The sequence below is a fragment of the Actinospineispora acaciae DSM 45401 genome, from assembly GCF_000620785.1.
GTDB lineage: Bacteria > Actinomycetota > Actinomycetes > Mycobacteriales > Pseudonocardiaceae > Pseudonocardia > Pseudonocardia acaciae.
In genome coordinates, this window is record NZ_JIAI01000011.1 from 251,434 (window position 1) to 271,393 (window position 19,960).

General features: G+C 72.5%; 21 protein-coding genes and 1 tRNA gene. 19 read left to right on the plus strand and 3 right to left on the minus strand.

The features are described 5' to 3' along the window. Positions 1-17 precede the first annotated feature (17 nt). From N912_RS0136510 to N912_RS0136545, 9 genes are all read left to right on the plus strand, one after another. Positions 18-755, plus strand: coding sequence for a hypothetical protein (locus N912_RS0136510; RefSeq protein ID WP_028926312.1), 738 nt, complete (start codon positions 18-20; stop codon positions 753-755). Next, the gene (locus tag N912_RS64045; protein WP_156994266.1) at positions 752-892 is read left to right on the plus strand and encodes a hypothetical protein; all 141 of its coding nucleotides are present in this window, start codon (positions 752-754) and stop codon (positions 890-892) included. The genes N912_RS0136510 and N912_RS64045 overlap by 4 nt, the downstream gene beginning before the upstream one ends. Next, complete coding sequence (locus N912_RS0136520; RefSeq protein WP_028926313.1) at positions 892-1,317, plus strand: hypothetical protein; 426 nt, start codon at positions 892-894, stop codon at positions 1,315-1,317. The genes N912_RS64045 and N912_RS0136520 overlap by 1 nt, the downstream gene beginning before the upstream one ends. After that, positions 1,314-1,838 carry a zinc metalloprotease gene (locus N912_RS0136525; RefSeq protein ID WP_028926314.1) on the plus strand — a complete coding sequence of 175 codons (525 nt, stop codon included), beginning with the start codon at positions 1,314-1,316 and terminating at the stop codon, positions 1,836-1,838. The genes N912_RS0136520 and N912_RS0136525 overlap by 4 nt, the downstream gene beginning before the upstream one ends. Beyond that, positions 1,835-2,743 (plus strand): hypothetical protein, encoded by a 909-nt coding sequence (locus N912_RS0136530; protein WP_051581305.1) that lies wholly within the window; start codon positions 1,835-1,837, stop codon positions 2,741-2,743. The genes N912_RS0136525 and N912_RS0136530 overlap by 4 nt, the downstream gene beginning before the upstream one ends. Further along, the gene (locus tag N912_RS56930) at positions 2,743-3,297 is read left to right on the plus strand and encodes a hypothetical protein (protein ID WP_064745494.1); all 555 of its coding nucleotides are present in this window, start codon (positions 2,743-2,745) and stop codon (positions 3,295-3,297) included. The genes N912_RS0136530 and N912_RS56930 overlap by 1 nt, the downstream gene beginning before the upstream one ends. 237 nt (positions 3,298-3,534) lie before the next feature. After that, entirely contained in the window at positions 3,535-4,959 is a 1,425-nt protein-coding gene (locus N912_RS56935) for a DUF3987 domain-containing protein (protein WP_084211533.1), read from the plus strand. Positions 4,960-5,193: 234 nt separating this feature from the next. Continuing rightward, entirely contained in the window at positions 5,194-5,376 is a 183-nt protein-coding gene (locus tag N912_RS56940; protein ID WP_037068408.1) for a helix-turn-helix transcriptional regulator, read from the plus strand. Then, positions 5,376-6,743: a tyrosine-type recombinase/integrase gene (locus N912_RS0136545; RefSeq protein ID WP_028926316.1), complete on the plus strand. Its 1,368-nt coding sequence runs from the start codon at positions 5,376-5,378 to the stop codon at positions 6,741-6,743. The genes N912_RS56940 and N912_RS0136545 overlap by 1 nt, the downstream gene beginning before the upstream one ends. 145 nt (positions 6,744-6,888) lie before the next feature. On the opposite strand, the gene N912_RS0136550 is transcribed toward N912_RS0136545, so the two are convergent. Then, a tRNA-Arg gene (locus N912_RS0136550) sits at positions 6,889-6,961 on the minus strand. A gap of 82 nt (positions 6,962-7,043) precedes the next feature. On the opposite strand from N912_RS0136550, the gene bluB reads away from it, so the two are divergent. Together bluB and N912_RS66595 are read left to right on the plus strand one after the other, a co-directional pair. Beyond that, complete coding sequence (gene bluB / locus N912_RS0136555) at positions 7,044-7,673, plus strand: 5,6-dimethylbenzimidazole synthase (protein WP_028926317.1); 630 nt, start codon at positions 7,044-7,046, stop codon at positions 7,671-7,673. Positions 7,674-7,684: 11 nt separating this feature from the next. Further along, positions 7,685-8,554: a lytic transglycosylase domain-containing protein gene (locus tag N912_RS66595; protein ID WP_051581306.1), complete on the plus strand. Its 870-nt coding sequence runs from the start codon at positions 7,685-7,687 to the stop codon at positions 8,552-8,554. Here the strand turns inward: N912_RS66595 and N912_RS66600 are convergent. Both N912_RS66600 and N912_RS56945 read right to left on the minus strand, forming a co-directional pair. Next, positions 8,551-9,684 carry a metallophosphoesterase gene (locus N912_RS66600; protein WP_064745495.1) on the minus strand — a complete coding sequence of 378 codons (1,134 nt, stop codon included), beginning with the start codon at positions 9,682-9,684 and terminating at the stop codon, positions 8,551-8,553. The genes N912_RS66595 and N912_RS66600 overlap by 4 nt on opposite strands. Before the next feature lie 126 nt (positions 9,685-9,810). Continuing rightward, positions 9,811-11,055, minus strand: coding sequence for a L,D-transpeptidase (locus N912_RS56945; RefSeq protein ID WP_245645681.1), 1,245 nt, complete (start codon positions 11,053-11,055; stop codon positions 9,811-9,813). Positions 11,056-11,241: 186 nt separating this feature from the next. Between N912_RS56945 and N912_RS0136575 the strand changes: the two genes are divergently transcribed. The 8 genes from N912_RS0136575 to N912_RS56960 all read left to right on the plus strand — a co-directional run bounded on the left by N912_RS0136575 (position 11,242) and on the right by N912_RS56960 (position 19,960). Then, positions 11,242-11,934, plus strand: coding sequence for a response regulator transcription factor (locus N912_RS0136575; RefSeq protein WP_028926320.1), 693 nt, complete (start codon positions 11,242-11,244; stop codon positions 11,932-11,934). Positions 11,935-12,133: 199 nt separating this feature from the next. Beyond that, entirely contained in the window at positions 12,134-13,501 is a 1,368-nt protein-coding gene (locus tag N912_RS0136580) for a sensor histidine kinase (RefSeq protein WP_028926321.1), read from the plus strand. Positions 13,502-13,745: 244 nt separating this feature from the next. Further along, the gene (locus N912_RS56950; RefSeq protein ID WP_051581308.1) at positions 13,746-15,437 is read left to right on the plus strand and encodes a trypsin-like peptidase domain-containing protein; all 1,692 of its coding nucleotides are present in this window, start codon (positions 13,746-13,748) and stop codon (positions 15,435-15,437) included. Positions 15,438-15,772: 335 nt separating this feature from the next. Beyond that, complete coding sequence (locus N912_RS0136590) at positions 15,773-16,489, plus strand: response regulator transcription factor (protein ID WP_028926322.1); 717 nt, start codon at positions 15,773-15,775, stop codon at positions 16,487-16,489. After that, entirely contained in the window at positions 16,486-17,562 is a 1,077-nt protein-coding gene (locus N912_RS0136595; protein ID WP_037068411.1) for a sensor histidine kinase, read from the plus strand. Before N912_RS0136590 ends, N912_RS0136595 begins: the two co-directional genes overlap by 4 nt. Before the next feature lie 96 nt (positions 17,563-17,658). Beyond that, complete coding sequence (locus tag N912_RS0136600; protein WP_084211522.1) at positions 17,659-18,975, plus strand: molybdopterin-dependent oxidoreductase; 1,317 nt, start codon at positions 17,659-17,661, stop codon at positions 18,973-18,975. After that, positions 18,972-19,334, plus strand: a complete 363-nt coding sequence (locus N912_RS56955) for a hypothetical protein (RefSeq protein ID WP_051581309.1) — start codon at positions 18,972-18,974, stop codon at positions 19,332-19,334. The genes N912_RS0136600 and N912_RS56955 overlap by 4 nt, the downstream gene beginning before the upstream one ends. Positions 19,335-19,459: 125 nt before the next feature. Next, complete coding sequence (locus N912_RS56960) at positions 19,460-19,960, plus strand: MogA/MoaB family molybdenum cofactor biosynthesis protein (protein WP_037068413.1); 501 nt, start codon at positions 19,460-19,462, stop codon at positions 19,958-19,960.

The window sequence follows — 19,960 nt, forward strand, 5'->3', positions numbered from 1 at the left end:
GAGGAGACCTGTCCGAGATGGACACGTACACCACCACGACCAACCGCCCACCGACCCCGCCGGCTTGCGCGGGCGGGAGCGCGGCGCTGCGGATGGCGGAGTTCGTCGGCCTGCTCGCCGACGCCGCCCGCATCGCCTCCACCAACCCGGACACGCCGATGCTGTGCGGGGTCCTGCTGCACACCGCCACCCACGCCGGGCGGCCGGTGCTGGTCGCCTCGGCGACCGACCGCTTCATGATGGTCCAGGCCCACGCCCCGCTGGAATTCGGCGGGCTGCCCGGCCGGCTGTGGCTGGCCAACACCCAACTGCGGCAGATCCGCGCCCTGTTCGGCACGCCGGCACGACGCCGCTGCCAGGCGCTCCACGTGCGCATCGCCGTGTCCAGCCACACCAACACCGCCACGATCAGCGAGTTCGAGATGCCCGGCATGGCCATGGCCGCGCTCAGCCTCACCCCGCTCGACACCGGCCCCCACTTCCCCGACATCGCCAAGGTCGCCCGCCAGGAATGGCACCGGTCCGACCAGCCGGTCACGGTCGACCCCCGCCACCTCGCCCGCGCCGCCGCGCTGTGCCGGCGTAACGAATCGCTGCGCATCGAGCTGGCCGGCCCCCGCTCACCAGTGCGCATCACCGTCGGCGAGCGGCTGTGGGTCTACCTGATGCCCCGCCGCGCCGACACCACCCCGATCGCGCCGGTGTTCGACCCGCCCACGGCCACCCCCACCCGGCGAGCGGAGGTGGCCGCATGACCACCACCAACGACACGTTCTGCGACGTCTGCGAGCAGGACAAGCACCCCGCCGAGATCGCCGTCACCGGCCAGGTCCGCGTGTGCTGGGACTGCGTCGAGGACGCCGAGATCGGCGCCGAGGCGGGTGAGGTCTGATGCCGGTCCTGGGCTGCTACTGGGGCGAGCGGAACAACCCCCGCCGCAAGCCCGACACCGGCCCCGACGCGCCGGCCTACGAGCGGGCGCCGAAGGTGGCCGACTACTTCCGCGGTGTCAGCCGCCCACCCCGGGCCATCTACACCCTGGAGCGGGACTGGAGCGAGCGGGCCTGGCGCAAGGCGCCGGTCGAGTGGGTGCCGCTGGACCAGCTCCACGCCACCCAGGACTGGATCTCGGTCAAGGGGCTGCGGCATCACGCCCGGCCCGGTGCCCGGCCTGACGGGAACATCCTGCCCCTGGTCGTGTACTACCGGGGCCGCTGGTGGCTCTTCGACGGCCACCACCGCGCCGTCTGCGCGATGGACCGGGGCGAACGCCGGATCGAGGCCCACGTCCGCCGGCCCGGGCAGGTGGCGGCATGACCCGGATGATGACCGGCCTCGATCGGGACCTGCTCCGCGCCGCGGAGCGCCGCAATCCCGCGCGGCTGGCCACCGCCGCCCACGAGATGGGCCACGCCCTGGCCGCCCTGGACGCCGGCATCACCGTCGACCACGTGCGGCTCAAGTTCGGCATGTTCGGCGGGCTGCACGGCGGGCAGTGCGAATGCGACTGGGACGAATTCGAACCCGACCCGACCTGGAGCCGCGGCCGCAAGATCGGCCAACTGCTGTTCCACCTGGCCGGCCACGCCGCGGAGACCCGCTTCCGCCGCCTCTACCTCAACCAAAACCCTCGTCAGGCCTACCGGGCCGGCAAGGACGACGCGACCAACGACTACTGGCACTTCCGCAACGACCGCAAACGGCTGCGGCTGCGCGGGATCTCCGAGGACTGGGCATTCGACCAGGCCACCACCCTGCTCGAAAACCAGAGCACGCGGCTGGACCGGCTCACGCTGCGCCTCGAACGCGACCACCGCGTCCCCGGGAGGCACCTATGACCCCGGCGAGCGGGCGCGCGGGTCTATCAGACCCTCCGACGCTGCGGCTGCTGTCGCTCGGCGCCGGTGTCCAGTCGACCACCCTCGCGCTGCTCGCCGTCGAGGGCGCACTACCGGCGCCCGACCTCGCGATCTTCGCCGACACCATGTCTGAGCCGCGCAAGGTATACGCGCACTTGGACAGGCTGGTCGCTGTCCTGACCGACGTTGGGATCGAGGTTGTCCGCGTGTCGCAGGGCGACCTGGGGGCCGACACGCTGTCCACCGCAGGGTTCATGCGGCTCCCCGCGTTCGTCCAGGGCGCCGGAAACGGGGCCGCGATGCTGCGTCGCCAGTGCACCGAGCGGTACAAGCTGGAGCCGATTCGCCGCGAGATCCGCCGTCGTCTCGGCGCCAGGACCTCGGCGACCGGTGCTGTGCTCACCCCGCCGCCCGGCGCTGTCGCTGAGCAGTGGATCGGGTTCTCCACCGATGAGATCGGACGGGTCAAGGACCAACGCGTGCCCTACATCCGCAACCGGTACCCCCTGCTTGAGCTGAACATGTCCCGGCAGAACTGCCTGGCGTGGTTGCGGCGGCGCGGGTGGGGTGACACTCCGAAGTCGGCGTGCACGTTCTGCCCGTTCCACGGCAACCGGCAGTGGCGGGAGATGCGCGACCACGACCCCGCGGCATGGGCCGACGCAGTGGAGTTTGACCGTCGGATACGGCAGCGCACGTTCCGCGGTCCGCAGGAGGTTCCGTTCCTGCACCGGTCCCTGCTGCCGCTCGACCAGGCCCCCATCGACCAGGTTCAACGCAAAGAACTACGCGACCAGCAGGGCGACCTGTTCGACCTGGTCGAGCACGGCGACCCGGACGGCTGCTCGCCCTACGGGTGCCGGTCGGGAGGTGAGGCGGCGTGATGCCCACCGCACCCACCCCGGCGCTGGTCGACCCGGAGCGGCAGTTCCTCGGCGCGCTGATGCAGATGCCCCTGCCAGGCGCCCGGCGGGTGCTGGCCGACGTGCGCCCGGACGACCTGGCTCACCCGCCGGGGCAGTGGGTACTAGCGCTGGCGTGCGACGTGGTGGCGGCCGGGCTCGACCCGTCACCGATGGCGCTGCTCGACCGCGCCCGCGAGACCACCGACACCAGCGCGCGCAGCGGCGGCGCGGACCAGCTCGCCCAGTTGGGGGTGTGGCTGGTCGACACCTACCGCGACGCCACCGGCGGCGGCGAGGACTACGCCCGCTGGCTCACCACCGTCCTGCTGCGCCAGGCGTGGCGGCGCGCGGTCGCCGAGCACGCCACCCGCCTGCTCCAGGCCGTCGAGCAGGCCCCGACCGGCGAGCTGTACCGCATCGCCACCGACACCCGCAGGCTCGACCAGCTCTGGTCCCGCTACCAGCACGCCACCGGCCACCCCCCGGTCACGGCCGCGCTCGGCAACGAGCCGGCGAGGAAGGTCGCGGCCTGACATGCCCACTCCCACCCGCACCCGGCACCGGCCCCCGACCAAGCGGCCCGGCCCTTCACCCCATCCCACCCGCGTCAGGCGCTCCACGGGCCTCTCAAAGCGCCCTGAACACGCCCCTCCCACACACGGTGCCCGGGTAGCTCGCCACCCGACCCACGCCGTGGACAGGCGCGGGCGGGCGGGTCAGGCCGGCCGTCGGGGGTTGGCGCCGGGCGGGTGGACCCCCTGGAGGCTCCGATGACCAGTCCCCGCCCGCTGCACGCCGTCCCGAGCTCGGCCCCGCCCGGCACCACGCTCGGCGCGGGGGTCGGGCCGGCGCGGGTCGCCGAGGACGCCGCCCGCGCCGAGGTCGCCCGCGCCCGCCGCGAACTCCCACAGGTCGACGACGCGGTCTGGGAGTGCTACCTCGGCGGGCTCACCAACGGGGTCGCGGAGACCAGCGAGGCCGACCCCATCGGCATCTACACCACCCTGCTCGCCGCCGCCGGGGTCTACCTCGGCCAACACCCCCACGTCCAAGCCGGCGACGACCACCACCCCCTGCTCGTGTGGCCCATGCTCATCGGCCGCACCGGCGGCGGGCGCAAAGGCGCCAGCATGTCCGCCGCCCGCCGCCTACTACGCGCCGCCGACCCCGGATTCCTCGCCACCAACCTGCGCTCCGGGCTCACCTCCGGAGAAGGCCTGGCCGCCATCTTCGCCGAACCCGACGACACCCAAACCGACCCCGACAACCCCGCCGAACCCGACACCGACCGCCCACCGGCCCGACGCCGGGGCCGCGCGCTGCTCCCACCCGGCGACCGAAGGCTGTTGGTGTTCGAACCCGAATGGGCCGCCGTCATGGCCCGCATGCGCCGCGAAGGCAACACCCTCTCGGCGACCCTGCGCGCCGCGTGGGAAGGCGGGGACCTGTCCACCCTCAACGTCACCGCCCGCGTCGCACCCGACAGCCACGTCGGTCTCCTCGCGCACATCACACCCGAGGAATTCCGCGCGAAACTGTCCGCCTCCGACCTCGCCGGAGGCACCTACAACCGGTTCCTACCCATCGCGGTCGCCCGCGCCCAATTCCTCCCCCTGTCCCACGGCGCCCCCGCCGACCTCATCGATGAACTCGGCGCGAGCCTGGCGAAACGACTCCAGAAAGGCGCCCACCTCGGCCGCATCGGCCTCACCGCACCCGCCGCCGCCCTCTGGCGCGGGCTGTATGTCGAATTCGGCACCGACCACGGCGACACCGGCCCCGTCGAACAATTCCTCGCCCGCACCGCCCCCAACTGCCTACGCATCGCCGCCATCCACGCCGCCCTCGACAACACCCCCGACATCGAACCCGACCACCTCAACGCCGCCGCCGCCCTCGTGCGCTACAGCATCGCCTCCGTACGCACCATATTCAGCAACAACGGCGACCAACGCCGCCTGCTCGACTTCATCACCGAAGCCGGCCCCACCGGACGCACCCGAACCGAGATCACCAACGTGTGCTTCGGCAAGAACCGCACCAGCGAGGACATCGAGCCCCTGCTCGACACCCTGGAAGCGGCCGGCGCCATCAGCCGCGCGAAGCGCCCGCCCGGAGGCAAGGGAGGCCGGCCCACCGCGGTGTACGTCGCGCAGCGCTACGGAAGAAACGGAGAAACGGACAAACCCCCCTGACCTGTGCAAACACAGCGCGAGTTTCTCCGTCGCGCTACGGAAGAACCCCCACCCACCAGGGTTCTTCCGTACTCCGACGGACAAACCCCAGCCGCAAAACCGCAGGTCAGGCTAGTTAGTCCGTTCTTCCGTTTCTTCCGTAGCCCCACGACCCGAGGAGACCCCCATGCAGCCAGCCGCGGCCACCAACCATCCGGCCCACCATGGGCCAGCCACCAAGGAGACCCGACCCCCATGGGTGCCCGACGCCTCACCATCCCGGACATCTGCGCCGATCTCGGCATCAACCGATCCACCTTCTACGAGTGGCGCGCTAAAGGACGCGCGCCGCGCTGCCTGAAACTGCCGAACGGGGAGATCCGAATCAGACAAGCCGACTACGAAGCGTGGCTCGACACCTTGGAGGAGGCAGCGTGATGGACGAAACCAGCTTCAAGGTGAGCATCCACCAAACCGAGACCGTCACCGGCAAACGGGCCACCAGTCATAAGGTCCGTTGGAGTGTGGCCGGGCAGCGACGTAAGCGCCCGTTCAAGACAGCCGCTCTCGCCGACAGTTTTCGGGCCGAACTGGTCGCGGCAGCGCGGAAAGGCGAAGCGTTCCGAACCTCGGACGGCTTGCCCGTCTCGATGGGCCGCGCCCAAAATGACATGGGATTTTACGATTTCGCGTGTGCGTTCGTCGACATGAAATGGGGGCGGGCCGCCGCCACCACCCGGCGCACCCACGCGGAGGCAATGACCGCCGTCACCGTGGCGATGCTGGTCGATCGCGGCGGCCGGCCCGACGCGAAGTTGATTCGGAGCGCGTTGACCCGGTGGGGCTTCAACACGGTCAGACGTGACCACGACGTCCCGCAAGAGGTCGCGGCAACCCTGCGATGGGTCAAGGAGCACACCCGGAAGGTGTCCGCTCTGCGTGACCCGGAGATCCTAAGATCCGTGCTGGATTCCCTCGCGCGGAAACTCGACGGCACCTCGGCAGCGCCAACCGTCGAGAACCGGCGAAGGAGGATTCTCATCACCGCGATGGGATACGCGGTGGAAAAGAAGATCCTCGATAGCAACCCGATCCCGGCCCTCAAGTGGACACCGCCGAAGTCCTCGCACGTCGTTGACCGGCGTCGGGTGGTCAACCCCATGCAAGCGCGGACACTGCTCAATGCGGTGCGGAGCCAACAGCGCACCGGGCGTCGGCTGGTCGCGTTCTTCGGGTGCCTTTACTTCGCTGCCCTGCGCCCCGAGGAAGCCGTCAACCTTGGCGAGGACAACCTAGATCTACCGGCCGAAGGGTGGGGAGATCTGCACCTGGAGCGCGTCACGCCCTACGCCGGGAAGGAGTGGACCGACAGCGGACTCAACCGAGACGAGCGCCAGCTCAAGCACCGTGCAGTAGGGGAATGGCGGACGGTGCCCAGTCCGCCCGAACTCACGGCCATGTTGCACGAGCACCTGAGGGCGTTCGGCACGGCGCCGGACGGCCGCCTGTTCCGAGGCGAACGCAACGCCGACGAGCTGCCCAAGCTTACGATCCTCCGGACCTGGCAGCGAGCGCGTGCGCGGGCCTTCACCGAGGAAGTGGCGGCGTCGAACCTGGCCAAGACCCCGTACGACCTGCGCCACGCAGCGGTGTCGACCTTCCTCAACGGCGGGATACCACCGACCACGGTCGCGGAGTGGGCCGGCCAGTCGGTCGAGGTGCTGCTCGCGATCTACGCCAAGTGCCTCGACGGCACGGACGCCGCGATCCGGGCACACGTACAGCACGTACTCGGGTGGCAGTAGGGGCCGGGCGCGGGCCGACATAGGGCCGGGATAACCGCAAACGGCCGGTGACGGCCGGACATCGCCGGACAGATGAACGAGGCCCCTGACTGGGTTAGCCCTGGTCAGGGCCTCGTTTGTGCTGGTCCAAGGTGCGAGCGAGGGGCGCCCTCGGCAGGATTCGAACCTGCGACACCCGCTTTAGGAGAGCGGTGCTCTATCCCCTGAGCTACGAGGGCCGGGGTGTGTCACGGTAAGGGTAACGGGCGGGCGGGGGCGAGCGGGTTGCGCCCTGGTCGGGTGCGCGGAGAGGGTGGCGGGGTGGGGCTGTACGAGGTGATCCACGGGCGGCGGGACGTGCGGGCGGAGTTCACCGGGGCGCCGGTCGGGGCGGACGTGTTGGAGCGGGTGCTGCGGGCGGCGCACGCGGCTCCGAGCGTGGGGCTCAGCCAGCCGTGGGACTTCGTGATCGTGCGGGACAGGGAGACTCGGTCGGCGTTCCGGGAGCACGTGCGGGAGCAGCGGCGGCGGTTCGCGGAGAGCTTGGACGGCGGCCGCGCCGGGACGTTCGAGAAGATCAAGATCGAGGGGATACTGGAGGCCACGCTCGGGGTGGTCGTGACCTATGACCCCGGGCGGGGCGCGCCGGCGGTGCTGGGGCGGCACACCATCGCCGACGCGGGGCTGTACTCGGTGTGCCTGGCCATCCAGAACCTGTGGCTGGCGGCCACCTCGGAGGGGCTCGGGGTCGGGTGGGTGTCGTTCTACGAGGAGGGGTTCCTGGCCGGGCTGCTCGGCATTCCGGACGGGATACGGCCGGTGGCGTGGCTCTGCGTGGGGCCGGTCAGCCACCTCGAAACCGTGCCTGACCTGGAGCGACACGGGTGGCGGCGACGGCGGCCGCTGGAGCGCGCGGTGCACCACGGACGGTGGGGCGAGCGGCTGCGCTAGCGTTTTCGGACGTGGTTCGTGTCGTTCTGATCCTGGTGGCGGTCCTGGCGGTGGCCGGATGCGCGGGCGGTGGCGCGCCGCCGCAGGGCCCGCCCGGCTCCGTCCCGCCGGCCTGTCCGGACACCGTCGACCCCGCCGCGCTGGCCTGCCGGATCAACGCCGGCGAGGCCGCCTTCCGGGGCGGCACGAGGACGGACGCCGCCGAGGCCGGCGCGCGCCTGCAGGCGGCCTACCGTGACCTCGCCGAGCATCCGGAGTGGGACGCGGCGGTGCTGGGCGCGGTCGGGCCGGAGCTGCGTGACCAGGTCGGCCATGCCGTCGCGGCGGCCAGGGAGCTTACCTCGCTGGCCGGCGCGCCGTCGCCCACCATGCCGCCGTGGCGGATCGTCGACCCGCTGCCGGGCGAGGCGCTGCGCGGGTTCTACGACGAGGGGCAGCGGCGGTTCGGGGTGCGGTGGTCGGTATTGGCCGCCATCAACCTGGTGGAGACGCGGATGGGTCGGATCGTCGGGACGTCCACCGCCGCCGCGCAGGGGCCGATGCAGTTCATCCCGACGACCTGGGCGAGCTACGGAATGGGCGGCGATGTGTGGCAGCCCCGCGACGCGATCCTGGGCGCGGCGAACTACCTGGCCGCGAACGGCGGTGCGAGCGATGCCACCCTGGACCGCGCGCTGAAGCGGTACAACAACGACGTGCGGTACGTGCGCGCGGTGCGGCACTACGCGGCGATGATGGACGCCGACCCGCGCGCGTTCGACGCGGTGCACGCCTGGCCGGTGGAGTACCGCACCACGGCCGGCGACATCCCGCTGCCCACCGGGTACGCCTCGGACCGCTCCGTCCCGGTGCAGGAGTGGCTGGCCAGCCATCCGCGCTAGGCCGGTCTCGCGGCGCGCAGGGTCAGGAGCGTGATCTCCGGCGGCGCGCCCACCCGCACCGGCGGACCCCAGAACCCGACGCCGCGCGTAACGTACAGCCAGGTCCGGCCGACCCTGGTCAGCCCGGCGAGCACCGGCTGGTCGAGCAGCACCACGTAGCCAAGCGGCAGGATCTGGCCGCCGTGGGTGTGCCCGGAGATCTGCAGGTCGACGTCCCGGCGGGCGGCCTGGTCGACCATGACCGGCTGGTGCGCGAGCAGCACCACCGGGCGGGACTGGTCGCGGCCGGCCAGCGCGGCGTCCAGGTTCGCCCCGTGCCCCGGCTCGCCCGAGCGCGCGGCGGTCCGGTCGTCGATGCCGGCCAGGTCGAACGTCGGTCCTCCGGGCCGCCCTACCGCCACCCGCTCGTTGCGCAACACCCGTACCCCGATCGTCGGCAGGAACTCGCACCACTGCTCGGCGCCGGAGAAGTACTCGTGGTTGCCGGTCACGAAGTACGCGGGCGAGCGCAGCGTGCCCAGCACCGACGCGGCCGGCCCCAGCTCGTCGACGCTCCCGTCCACCAGGTCGCCCACGATCGCGACCAGGTCGGTCCGCTCGGCGTTGACCCGGTCCACCACGTCGGCCAGGAACGGTCTGCCGTTGATCGCCCCGATGTGCACGTCGGAGAGCACCGCGATGGTGAACCCGTCCAGCGCCGGGTGCCACCGGTCCAGCGGGATCTCGCGGCGGACCAGCTGGGGCGAGGCGGCCTGGGTGATGCCGTAACCGGTGGTCCCCGCGCCGACCAGCACGGCGGCGCCGGCGATCACCCTGGGCAGCCGCCGCCGCGACGGGTCCACCCGCCGGCGCAGCACCGCCCGTGGCACCTCCGCCACCGCGAGCACCGTCGCCACGTACAGCGCCAGCACCAACCACAGGTATCCGACCCAGCTCAGCGTCCGGGTCTGGTCCGCGCTCAGCGCAGCGCGCAGCCCGAACGCCGCGAGCGTGCCCGCCCCCAACAGCGCGACCACCACCGCCCCCGCCAGCCGCCACTTCCGCCCGCCGGCAACCCCGTGCACCAACCGCCAGTACAGATAAACGTGCAACAAGACGACCACCGCGACGACGGCGAGCAGAAACGTCACACTCCGATCATGCCCGGCCGCGCGCACCCGCCGTGCTCAAAGGGCCACCCGCACATCCACTTCATACTTCGCACACCGGTTCCAGCGCGTGTGCGGAGTACGAACCGGGTGTGCGAGCGGACCTCGCTAGCGGGCCAGGAGGGGGCCGGGGGAGGAGCTGGCGGTGGCGTCGGCGGGGGTGTCGTGGAGGGCGGAGCCGGCCTTGTACTCCTCCCAGGACATCAGCCAGTCGGGGATGTCGCCGTCGGCCTTGGTGAGCGGGCGGGTGGAGTTGACGATGTTGACCGGGTCGCCGATCTGGACCCAGTCGTAGAAGACCTTGCCGTTGGCCGGCGAGAGGTTCACGCAGCCGTGGGAGACGTTCGAGCGGCCCTGTTGTCCCACCGTCGCGCCGTTGACGTGCACGAACTCGCCGTTGTTGGAGATGCGCACGGCCAGCGGGAGCACCTCGTCGTAGTAGCCGTCCTCGCCCTTCTCCGGGCCGCCCCAGGAGTCCGACGTCATGCGCTTGCTCAGGTGCTTCTCGAACGCCACGTGCATGCCGTACTGGGTGGGGTACTGCGGGCGGCCGAAGGACGCCGGGACGGTCCGGATCGGCTTGCCGTCGGCGAACATGGTGAACGTGTGCTTGGCCGCGTCCCCGACCGCCATCTGGCTGCGGCCGATGGTGAAGTTGGCCTTGTGGTCGGCCGCGCCGAAGGTGCCGGCGCCGGCGTCCACGCCGCGCAGCGCCGAGTTCACGGTGACCGCCGTGCCCGCCTTCCAGAACTCGCGCGGGCGCCAGTTCACCTGGTCGTTGCCCACCCAGTGGAAGGAACCCTCGGTCGGCACGCTGGTCTGGATGCTGAGCCGGCGCTCCACGGCCGCCCGGTCGGAGACGTCGCGGTTGAAGTAGATCGAGATCGGCATGGCGATGCCGACCTGCGCGCCGTCGGTCGGCCGGATGTACTGCACCTGCAGCGTGCGCGCCGGGGTCACGGTGCGGAACGCGGTGGTCAGGCCGGGCGCGGGCTTGCCGTCGAGGCCGACCCCGGCCGCGGTCACGTTGTAGTCGGAGTTGAACGCCAGCGGCGCGGACGTCCAGCGGGTGCGGTCCGGGCTGAGCGTGCCGTCCAGCGGCTTGCCGCCGGGGCCGGTCGCGGTCACGGTGGTCAGGGTGCCCTTGCTCGCGGTGATCACCAGCGGCTCGGTGATGCCGACGCCCTGCGCGCCGGGCGGGATGGACGGGGTCAGCGACGCCGCCGGTACCGGCGCGGCCACCACGGCCGAGCCCGCGGCCCCGGAGAAGTGCAAGCCGGTCAGCGTTGACGCGGTCAGCGAGGTGGCCACGGCGGCGGCGAGCGCCCACCGCATCGCCCTACTGTCCCGCACTCCGACGCCTCCTTCGCGTGTTCAGATCATATGCCGGTCGGCGACCCCGGAGACTCTGTCGGGGCATCGTCACGCGAGGGTGTCGAGGATATGTCGATCGGGTGCGAATCTGAGACAGTTTCACGCTCCCGATAGGGGTGTGTACCCTCTCAGGCCGCTCTCAGACGTCGGGTTCACACTGATCGCATGCGCATTCTCGTGGTCGACGACGACCGGGCGGTCCGCGAGTCGCTGCGACGTTCGCTGGCGTTCAACGGCTACCAGGTCGATCTGGCCACCGACGGACAGGCGGCGCTCACGGCCGTGAACATGGCCCGCCCGGACGCCATGGTGCTGGACGTCATGATGCCCCGGCTGGACGGGCTGGAGGTGTGCCGGCGGTTGCGCGGCACCGGCGACGACCTGCCGATCCTGGTGCTCACCGCCCGCGACGCGGTCTCCGACCGGGTGGCCGGGCTGGACGCCGGCGCCGACGACTACCTGCCCAAGCCGTTCGCCCTGGAGGAGCTGCTGGCCCGGCTGCGCGCGCTGCTGCGCCGCCGCACCGGTGGCCCGGGCGGCGAGCCGGGGCTGGCCCCGCTCACGTTCGCCGACCTCTCGCTGGACCCGGAGACCCGCGAGGTGCGCCGGGGCGAGCGCGAGATCAGCCTGACCCGCACCGAGTTCTCCTTGCTCGAACTGCTGCTGGCCAACCCGCGCCGGGTGCTCACCAGGGGCCGCATCCTGGAGGAGGTCTGGGGCTACGACTTCCCGACCACAGGGAACGCCCTCGAGGTCTACATCGGTTACCTTCGGCGCAAGACCGAGAGCGACGACGAACCGCGCCTGATCCACACCGTCCGGGGCGTCGGGTACGTGCTGCGAGAGAGCCCCCCGTGAAGGCCATTCACAACCCGGAACCGAGGGCGGGCCGGAGGTCTGACAGAGGGAGCGGAGCGACCGACCCTCAGCGAGCGAGCGCGTGTCGCCGAGGGTCCGGTCCGCCGAGACGAGCTGGGTCAGGATCGTACGACCGTTGTGAACGGCCTTCACTTGAAGAAGACACCGTGATGTCAAGGAAGCCGTGCTTGTAGGCGGGATGCGTGCGGTCCGGTCCGGGGTCGAGATCTCGCTGCGGATGCGGGTGGCGCTGCTCGCCGCCGTGATGGTCGGGCTCGCGGCGGCCGGGGTCTCGGCGGCCGCGTTCTGGGTGGTCAAGAGCGCGCTGTTCTCCGACCTGGACGACCAGCTGCGCCAGCGTGCGGCCACCGTGGTGGCCAGCGGGGTGGGCGACGACCCGCAGAACCTGCCGGCGGCCGCGCTGTACGGCTCGGACATCCGGGTCGAGCTGGTCAACCCGCAGGGCGGCGGGTTCGCCATCCGCAACTCCCCGCCGCCGCCGATCGGCCAGCCGGAGCTCGCGGTGGCCGCCGGGCGGCTGGACAACTCGCTGCGTACCACGCACGACATGCGGGTGCTCGCGGTGCCGGCCGGCGGCGGGCTCGCGCTGGTGCTGGCCCAGCCGATGAGCCCGGTGCGGCACACCCTGGCCGGGCTGGGAGTGGTGCTGGCGCTGGTCGGCGGGGCGGGCGTGGTGCTGGCCGGGCTGGCCGGTGCGACCGTGGCCGGGGCCGGGCTGCGCCCGGTGCAGCGGCTCACGGCGGCCACCGAGCGGGTCGCCGCCACCGGTGACCTGCGCCCGATCCCGGTCACCGGCAACGACGAGCTGGCCAGGCTCACGCACAGCTTCAACCTGATGCTCGGCGCGGTGGCCGGCGCCCAGGAGCAGCAGCGGCGCCTGGTCGCGGACGCCGGGCACGAGCTGCGGACCCCGCTCACGTCGCTGCGCACCAACGTGGAGCTGCTGATCGCGGCCGGGTCCGGGTCCGGCGCGGCGGCGCTGCCCGAGGCGGACCGCAAGGAGATCTTCGACGACGTGCGCGGCCAGATCGAGGAGCTGTCCACCCTGGTCGGCGACCTGGTCGAGTTGGCGCGCGACGACGCGCCGCAGGCCGTGCACGAGCAGGTGGACCTGGTCGAGGTGGTGGAGCGGGCGCTGCAGCGGGTCCGGCGCAGGGCCGGCGACGTGCGGTTCGAGGCCCAGCTCATGCCGTGGACGCTGCCGGGCGACGCCACCGCGCTGGAGCGCGCGGTGCTGAACCTGCTGGACAACGCCGCGAAGTGGAGCCCGCCGGACGGCGTGGTGCAGGTCGGGCTGCATCCGGTCGGGGACGGCACGGCGATGCTGGAGGTGGCGGATGCCGGGCCGGGGATCGCGAAGGAGGACCTGGCCAAGGTGTTCGACAGGTTCTACCGCGCCGCCGAGGACCGGGGCCGGCCGGGCAGCGGGCTGGGGCTGGCCATCGTCAAGCAGGTGGCCGAGCGGCACGGCGGTTCGGTACGGGCCGGCAGCAGCACCAGCGGCGGCGCGCTGCTCGCGGTCCGGCTGCCTGGCGAGGCTGGCTGACCGGGCCGGCTGTCACCGTGGCGTGCGGCGCCTGATCATGGTCAGAACGCTGCTCGGCGACGGCACCCCCAGGGAGTGCGGCGGTCACTCGCCGCCGCTAGCATCCGCCTGACGGGGGACCTTTTCGGGTCCGAGCACCGCCGAAGGCCCCGCGAGCCCTACGCTCGGTGGTCAGGGCTCGTTCGGGTGGTTTCCGCGAGGCCGGGTCCTGGTCTCCGACCGCCACGCGAACCACGGTGAGGGTATGGCCCACGACGACACGCCAGGGCAGCAGGGCAACGCGAGCGGGCGCGACGCGGCACCCGTTGCGGAAGGGCCATCGGCCGAGACGAAACCGCCGGACGGCGACGCCGCACCCGCCTCGGCCTCCGCACCCGCTTCCGCTTCCGCTTCCGCCTCGGCCGAGGGCGAGCCGCGCACGGACACCGAGGAGCCGACGGCCCGCAACGGCGAGGCCACGCCGGGGCCGAACTGGGACGAGCGCTCGCCGTGGGCGCGGCCGGGCTCCGGCACGACGGAATCGGCCGGGCCGGGCGGCACGGCCTCGATGGGCGGCCAGCCGTACTCGCCGTACCCCTCGACGCAGCCGTACGCCGGTCCGCAGCCGTATCCGCTGCCCGGTGACGCCGGGTATGCCGGCCAGCCGTACCAGGGGTCGCCCCAGGACGCGGGCGTGCCGCCGCCCTACCCGGGTGCGCCGACGCCCCGCTATCCGGTCGACTCCGCCGCCCAGGGCGGCCCCGATCAGTCCGCGTCCGCCGCCACCTACCCGGCGCTCGCGCCACCGGTCCCGCCGCCCGCCCCGCCGCAGCCCCAGCAGCGGCCGGGCGGTGGCGGGTCGGCCGGCCGGATCCTGCTCGGCGCCGTCGCGCTGGCGCTGGTGGCCGCGCTGATCGGCGGTGGGCTCGGCGGCATGATCGGCTACCGGGCCGCGTCCGGTGGCAACCCGCTCGGCGTGCTCGGCTCCCCGCTGGCCGACGGCGAGACCACCGCGGTGGAGGCCGTCTCGCAGCAGGTGCTGCCGTCCGTCGTGCAGATGCGGGTGATCTCCGGGCCGCGCTCCGGTGCCGGCTCGGGCATGGTGCTCAGCGCGGACGGCCTGATCCTGACCAACAACCACGTGATCGAGGCAGCCGCCGGTGGTGCCGGCAAGATCATGGTGCTGTTCCAGAACGGCAGGTCCGCGCAGGCGCAGATCGTGGGCCGGGACCCGAGCTCGGACATCGCGGTGATCAAGGCCCAGAACACGACGGGCCTCACCCCGATCGCGCTGGGCAACTCCGACGTGCTGCGGGTGGGCCAGCCGGTGATCGCGATCGGGTCGCCGCTCGGGCTGGGCGGCACCGTCACCACCGGGATCATCAGCGCGCTGAACCGCGCGGTCTCGGTGGGCAGGGACGACCCGGGCGACCCGGACTCCACCGAGGTGCTCAACGCGATCCAGACCGACGCCGCGATCAACCCGGGCAACTCGGGCGGTCCGCTGGTGGACATCCAGGGCCGGCTGATCGGGATCAACACCGCGATCGCCGGCGTCGGCGGGCCCGCGGGCGAGTCGGCCGGCTCGGTCGGGCTGGGCTTCTCGATCCCGATCAACCAGGTCAAACGGATCGCCGACGAGCTGCAGCGGACCGGCCAGGCCACCAAGCCGGTGCTCGGGGTGGAGATCCAGCGGCAGTCCCGGCTGGCGCCGCTGTCCGACCCGCCGGGCGCGAAGGTGGTCTCGGTCAAGCCGCCGGACGGCCCCGCCGGCCAGGCCGGGATCAAGGCCGGAGACGTGATCGTCAAGATCAACGAACGGGTCATTACCACCGGCGACGAGCTGGTCGCCACGGTCCGCTCGCACGCGCCGGGCGAGACGGTCACGCTGGAGCTCAGCGACGGCCGGTCCGCGAAGGTGGCGTTGCGCGGTGAGCCGGTGCCGGCGACGAAGTGACGGATCTGTTACGCACGGTGAAGTTGGGACGGCTCGGGCCGTCCCAAGAGGTCACCTTTAGAAAACAGCCCGGATTTGGCGGGGTCGAATCCGCCAATTGCGGGTACCGTGGGGATATCCAGCCAGTCCTGGCCCGACGGTCGCGGGCCGGGCTTTAGCCGCCGCGCCGGCGTAGGTCCCCCCTCCCCACGCCGGCGCGGCTCCTAAATGCCAGCGTCGTTTCGGGTGCCTTACGGAGTGATGACGTCACCCGCCGCCTCGGTCGTTTGCGTTGCCGGGCCGCACCCGACGCTGCGAGCCTGTGTCCGATGACGGACCCCAATGAGGACTAGGCGATGACGGGCGCGGCCGGTCATGTGTTGGTGATCGACGACGACCCCACGGTGCGCGACGTGGTGGGCCGCTACCTGGCCAGGGCCGGCTACCAGGTGTCGGTCAGCCCGGACGGCGAGCACGGCCTGCGCGCCGCCGTGTCCCATCCGCCCGACCTGGTGGTGCTCGACCTGATGCTGCCCGGCCGCTCCGGGCTGGAGATCTGCGCCGAGCTGCGCGCTCGCGGCTCCACCCCGGTGATCATGCTGACCGCGCTCGGCGAGGAGGAGGACCGGGTGGTCGGCCTGGAGCTCGGCGCCGACGACTACGTGACCAAGCCGTTCAGCCCTCGGGAGCTGGTGCTGCGGGTGGGCTCGGTGCTGCGCCGGTCCCGGGACGCCGCCGCCCGCCCGGACGGCGCCGGCCAGACCCTGGTGGACGGCGACCTGGTGATCGAGACCTCCGCCCGCCGCGCCGTCCTCGCCGGCCACGAGCTCGCGCTCACCACCCGCGAGTTCGACCTGCTGGCGTTCCTGATCCGCCACCCCGGGCGCGCGTTCGGGCGCCCCGAGCTGCTGGAACGGGTCTGGGGCTGGAGCTTCGGGGACCAGTCGACGGTCACCGTGCACGTGCGCCGGCTGCGGGAGAAGGTGGAGGCCGACCCGACCGCCCCGCGCCGGATCACCACCGTGTGGGGCGTCGGCTACCGCTACGACCCGGCCACCGGGGAGCCCCGATGATTGAGATCTGGGGCGAGCTCGGGCAGGTGTGGGGGCTGGCGCTCGCCTTCACCCTCCCGGTGGCGCTGGCCGGCGCGGTGCTGCTGCAGCTCATGCGGCGGCGCTCGATCACCGCGGCGGTCACCGTGCTGGTGCTCATCCCGGTGCTCGCGGCGCTGGTCGGGGTGCTCGCGGTGAGCGGCTTCATGCTGGACCGGATGAACGGGCGGGTCATCGCGGTCTGCCTGGTGGTGGCCGCCGTCTCGGTGCCCGCCGGCCTGCTGCTCGGCCGGGGCCTGGCCAGGGACAGCGTCTGGGAGCGCGAGGCCAGGCAGCGCGAGCGAGCCGCCGAGTCGGCCCGCCGCGAGCTGGTCACCTGGATCAGCCACGACCTGCGCACGCCGCTGGCCGGCATCAGGGCGATGTCCGAGGCGCTCGCCGACGGCGTGGTCGATGACCCGGCCGAGACCGGCCAGTACGCCCGGCGGATCGGCCGCGAGACCGAACGGCTGGCAGGCATGGTCGACGACCTGTTCCAGCTGTCGCGCATCACCTCCGGCGCGCTGCGCCTGACCCTGCACGCGGTGTCGCTCGGCGAGGTGGTGTCCGAAGCGGTGGCCGCCGAGCTGGCCGGTGCGGCTCGCAGGCGCGTGCACCTGATCGCCGACCCCGACCCCGACGCCGGCTGGCCCGTGGTCCGGGGCAGCGACCCCGAGCTCGCCAGGGTGGTCCGCAACCTGGTCTCCAACGCCATCCGCCACACCCCGCCCGACGGCACCGTCGTGCTGGCCGCCGGCGTCGACGGCGACCAGGCCTGGCTGCAGGTCCAGGACGGCTGCGGCGGCATCCCCCAGTCCGACCTGGACCGCGTCTTCGACGTCGCCTTCCGAGGCACCGCCGCCCGCACCCCAACCCCCGCCGCGGCGGAGCCGATCAGGCCGGATCGGGCAGGCACGCCGGCGGACGCTGGCGCCGGGCTTGGGCTGGCCATCGCCCGGGGACTGGTGGAGGCGCACAACGGCGAGATCGCGGCGTGCAACCACGGCCCCGGCTGCCGCTTCGAAGTCCGGCTGCCCCTCGCCGACCGAGCCTGACCCACCCCGCGGACTCCCGCATCGCCCGCTTACCGGAGCCTTACGGTTTGCGGTGATCGAGCCATGTGACCTGGTCAGGCCCGTACCGTCGGCGCCATGAAGGCCAGGTCGCCGAGCCGCGCCACCCGACTTCGCGGGGACCGCGCCGTCCGCGCCCATGTCACGGCCCGGGTGGCATGGCGCAGCCCGCTGCGGGGGCCGTGGCTGACCTCGGTGCTCGGGGCTGTGCTGCTGGCGGGCCTGCCCCTGGTGGTGATCACCGGGCTGTTGGACTACATCGCCTATGGGCCGGAGCTCGGGCAGGCCTTGCCCGCCGGCGTCGGTTGGCTTCGCCCGCCGGTGTTCGACTGGCCCACCCGCCCGTCCTGGCTGTTCCGGCTGACCCAGGGGCTGCATGTCGGCCTCGGGCTGGTGCTGGTGCCGGTGGTGCTGGCCAAGCTCTGGTCGGTGATGCCCCGCCTGTTCGCCTGGCCGCCGGTGCGGTCGCCGTGGCACGCGGTCGAGCGGCTGACCCTGGTCCCGCTGGTCGGCGGCGCCCTGTTCGAGATCGTCACCGGCGTGCTGAACATCCAGTACGACTACGTGTTCGGCTTCGACTTCTACACCGCGCACTACTACGGCGCGTGGGTGTTCCTGGCCGGGTTCATCGCGCACGTGACCGTCAAGCTGCCCCGGATGACGCGCGCGCTGCGCTCCCGGTCGCTTCGGGCCGAGCTGCGCACCTCGCTCGCCGACACCCGTCCGGAACCCGTGCTTCCCGGCGATGGACCGGACGGCCTGGTCGCCGCGAGTCCCGCGCCGGCCACGATGTCCCGCCGCGGCCTGCTCGCGCTGGTCGGCGGCGGATCGTTGCTGGTCGCGGCGCTGACCATCGGACAGACGGTGGACGGGCTTCGCGGCACCGCATGGCTGCTGCCGCGGGGCCGGAGCCAGGACGACGGCCCGACCGGGTTCCCGATCAACCGCACGGCCGCCGCGGCCGGCATCACCAGCGCGCGGGTGGGCGCCGACTGGCGGCTCACGCTCACCGGCGGCCCCGCTCCGGTGATCCTTGACGGGCCGGCGCTCGTCGCGTTGCCACCGCACACCGCCGAGCTGCCGATCGCCTGTGTGGAAGGTTGGTCCACCACCCAGACCTGGTCCGGTGTCCGCCTCGCCGACCTGGCCGCCCTGGCCGGCGTGCACCGGCCGGAGTCGGCGCTGGTCCGTTCGATCGAGCGCGGCGGCGCGTTCTCCTCCGCGCGGTTGACCGGCGCACAGGTCCTGGACCCGGACGCATTGCTGGCCACCGCCGTCAACGGCGTGCCGCTCAGCCTGGACCACGGCTATCCGGCGCGGGTGATCGTGCCCGCGTTGCCCGGCGTGCACTGCACGAAGTGGGTCGGCGCGATCGACTTCGAGGTCCGGCCATGATCACGCTCGGGATGCTGGTCTGGTTCGCGGCCGCCACCGTGGCGCACGACCTGTTGCTCTTCCCGCTGTACACCGCCGCCGACCGATTCCTTGTCCGGTCGCTCGCCTCCCGCCGCGCGGTCAACTACGTGCGGGTGCCCGCGCTCGCTTCGGGGTTGACCTTCCTGTTGTTCCTGCCAGGCATCATCCGCCAGGGCGCCGACACCCACCTGGCCGCGACCGGCCTCGACCAACAGCCGTTCCTGACCCGCTGGCTCGCGTTGTGCACGGCGTTCTTCGTGGTGTCCGCGCTGACACTCGCCGTCCGCACCCCTACCGCCCGCCGGAAGGCCCGGGCGCGGACCAACCAACGGCGCTGACCGAGCACGACTTGGTGATCTTGCTCGGCGAACGGAACGGTCGCATGCGAACCGATGAACCGCGCCCCGTCCGTGATCATGACGCGCGCCATGCCGGGATCGGGGCACCGGCTACGGTATGCGGCATGGAGATGGCACCGCCGCGCCTTGGACGCGCCCTTGTCGTGATCGTCGACGACCGCGCCGCGCACGGTGAGCACGAGGACACCACCGGCCCGCTGGTCACCGAGCTGCTCGAAGAGGGCGGGTTCGTGGTGGACGCCGTGGTCACGGTGCCCGGTGAAGCGGTAGCCATCCGCAACGCGCTGAACACCGCGGTGATCGGCGGGGTGGACCTGGTGGTCACCGTCGGCGGGACCGGGGTGTCCCCCCGGGACGTGACCTCGGACGCCACCGCCGGCGTGCTGGACCGGCCGATCCCCGGCATCGCCGAGGCCATCCGGGCGTCCGGGCTGGCCGCCGGCGCCATCGACGCGGGGCTGTCCCGAGGGCTCGTCGGGGTGTCCGGCAGCACGCTCGTGGTCAACCTGGCCGCCTCCCGCGCGGCCATCCGGGACGGGATGGCCACCCTCACGCCGCTGGTCTCGCACGTGATCGAGGAGCTGTCCGGCCTCGACGAGGCGTGA

Coding starts and splice junctions, on each gene's coding strand:
- N912_RS0136510 (WP_028926312.1), top strand. CDS start 18: ATGGACACGTACACCACCACGACCAACCGCCCACCGACCCCGCCGGCT.
- N912_RS64045 (WP_156994266.1), top strand. CDS start 752: ATGACCACCACCAACGACACGTTCTGCGACGTCTGCGAGCAGGACAAG.
- N912_RS0136520 (WP_028926313.1), top strand. CDS start 892: ATGCCGGTCCTGGGCTGCTACTGGGGCGAGCGGAACAACCCCCGCCGC.
- N912_RS0136525 (WP_028926314.1), top strand. CDS start 1,314: ATGACCCGGATGATGACCGGCCTCGATCGGGACCTGCTCCGCGCCGCG.
- N912_RS0136530 (WP_051581305.1), top strand. CDS start 1,835: ATGACCCCGGCGAGCGGGCGCGCGGGTCTATCAGACCCTCCGACGCTG.
- N912_RS56930 (WP_064745494.1), top strand. CDS start 2,743: ATGCCCACCGCACCCACCCCGGCGCTGGTCGACCCGGAGCGGCAGTTC.
- N912_RS56935 (WP_084211533.1), top strand. CDS start 3,535: ATGACCAGTCCCCGCCCGCTGCACGCCGTCCCGAGCTCGGCCCCGCCC.
- N912_RS56940 (WP_037068408.1), top strand. CDS start 5,194: ATGGGTGCCCGACGCCTCACCATCCCGGACATCTGCGCCGATCTCGGC.
- N912_RS0136545 (WP_028926316.1), top strand. CDS start 5,376: ATGGACGAAACCAGCTTCAAGGTGAGCATCCACCAAACCGAGACCGTC.
- N912_RS0136575 (WP_028926320.1), top strand. CDS start 11,242: ATGCGCATTCTCGTGGTCGACGACGACCGGGCGGTCCGCGAGTCGCTG.
- N912_RS0136580 (WP_028926321.1), top strand. CDS start 12,134: ATGCGTGCGGTCCGGTCCGGGGTCGAGATCTCGCTGCGGATGCGGGTG.
- N912_RS56950 (WP_051581308.1), top strand. CDS start 13,746: ATGGCCCACGACGACACGCCAGGGCAGCAGGGCAACGCGAGCGGGCGC.
- N912_RS0136590 (WP_028926322.1), top strand. CDS start 15,773: ATGACGGGCGCGGCCGGTCATGTGTTGGTGATCGACGACGACCCCACG.
- N912_RS0136595 (WP_037068411.1), top strand. CDS start 16,486: ATGATTGAGATCTGGGGCGAGCTCGGGCAGGTGTGGGGGCTGGCGCTC.
- N912_RS0136600 (WP_084211522.1), top strand. CDS start 17,659: ATGAAGGCCAGGTCGCCGAGCCGCGCCACCCGACTTCGCGGGGACCGC.
- N912_RS56955 (WP_051581309.1), top strand. CDS start 18,972: ATGATCACGCTCGGGATGCTGGTCTGGTTCGCGGCCGCCACCGTGGCG.
- N912_RS56960 (WP_037068413.1), top strand. CDS start 19,460: ATGGAGATGGCACCGCCGCGCCTTGGACGCGCCCTTGTCGTGATCGTC.